The 1,717-nt window shown below is 29.7% G+C and carries 2 protein-coding genes; both read left to right on the forward strand.

All coding sequences use genetic code 11. From position 1 onward, the window contains the following. Window positions 1–245 (forward strand): PTS sugar transporter subunit IIA (locus KPL54_RS25645; protein WP_216109307.1); only part of this gene is annotated, 245 nt, incomplete at its 5' end. 73 nt (window positions 246–318) lie between these two features. Next, complete coding sequence (locus KPL54_RS25650) at window positions 319–1,359, forward strand: 2-hydroxyacid dehydrogenase (protein WP_216109308.1); 1,041 nt, start codon at window positions 319–321, stop codon at window positions 1,357–1,359. Window positions 1,360–1,717: the final 358 nt, after the last annotated feature.

The raw sequence follows: 1,717 nt of genomic DNA on the forward strand, positions 1-1,717 counted from the left end.
TCATAATGGGGATTTCTAAAAAAACAATTAAATTTTGTAAAATGGAAGATGATAAAAGTGAAATAGATGTTGGCATAATTTTTATGCTTGCACTTAAAGGAGAAAACAACCATATTAATTATTTAAGGGATATAGTTAATTTTTGTAAATATGAGGATAAAACAGAAAGATTGTACACTGCGACTTCAACAGAAGAGGCTTATAAAATATTTAGTTCTGAAATATTAGAAATTGATGAAAAATAATTTTAATATATTAGATAAAAGGTATTAACTTAAAAGGCTTATGTCAGAAAATGGGGGTTAGGTGAAGGTAAAAATGAAATTACTAGCAATTGGAGACAAATTTATTTCTAAACAAGTTATGGCTGAAGGGTTAGATGGATTACAGGAATACGGGATTGACGTTTTGACTAGAGAATGGAGTCATGATAACTTGGAAATGCTTCAGAAAGATAATCTTTTTGTTGAACAAAATGGTCCAGATGTTATAACATTACCTGAAGAACTAATTGAAAATATCGAAGATTATGACATATTAGTAGTGCAATTTACACCAGTGTCTAAAAGATTAATAGATAAAGCAAAAAATCTTAAACTTATATGTGTATTAAGAGGTGGATTTGAAAATATTGCATTTGAATATGCATCTTCAAAAGGAATATCAGTTTTTAACACTCCAGGACGTAATTCTAGAGCAGTTGCTGAATTTACAATTGGAATGATGTTATCTGAAATTAGAAATATAGCGAGATCTCATGCTGCTCTAAAGGATGGCATATGGAGAAAAAACTTCCCCAATAGTGATTCAGTCCCAGAATTATATAATAAAACTATTGGATTAGTAGGCTATGGATATATAGGGCATCTTGTTGGTGGATACCTAAGAGCTTTTGGATGTAATATAATAGCCTATGATCCATTTGTTAAAGAGAACATAGAAGGTGTAAAACTAGTTGAATTAGAATACCTGCTTAAAAATGCAGATATAGTGTCTATTCATGCAAGACTTACAAATGAAACGTATCATATGATTGGTGAAAATGAAATTAAACTAATGAAACCTAATTCTATACTTGTAAACACAGCACGTTCAGGATTAGTAGATCAGAAGAGTGTCGAAAAAGCACTAAGTAAAGGTAAAATAGCAGGAGCAGCACTTGATGTTTTTGATGTTGAGCCTATACAAGAATCAGATATGATTTTAAAACTTGATAATATAACAATTACTCCGCATATGGCTGGTTCAACAATAGATGCATTTAAAAACAGTCCTAAACTTATGAAAGATATTTTAATAAGAACAATTAAGAAAGATACTAAACTACCAATAGTTAATGGAGTGCAACCTCAATTTTAAAAAGACTAATAAACATTTAAATGTACACGTTATAGGCGTCAACAATATGAGAAATTAAGCAGTTGGTACTTCACATGGAGTGTATAAAAGAAAACCTGAAATACATTTTGATTTGCTTAAGTAATAGGTCATAAAATATAATTTTGAAAACTGGATATATGTTATTCTAATGCACTAAATTACTTGCAAATCATAAAAAAAAGGAGACTGAATTATTATGAAAAAGACAAAAATTTTACTTGTATCTGACGGTGGAGTTACTTCTAAACTAATGGAAAAAATGTTTGAGCTTGAGAAATATGGTGCTGAAGTATCTATGATAGAAGACAAAGATATGTATGCTATGGGACCTATCACT

The organism is Clostridium estertheticum (assembly GCF_018861295.1).
GTDB lineage: Bacteria > Bacillota > Clostridia > Clostridiales > Clostridiaceae > Clostridium_AD > Clostridium_AD estertheticum_D.

Excerpts from the sequence above, each read along its gene's own strand:
- KPL54_RS25650 (WP_216109308.1), top strand. The coding sequence starts at position 319 with ATGAAATTACTAGCAATTGGAGACAAATTTATTTCTAAACAAGTTATG.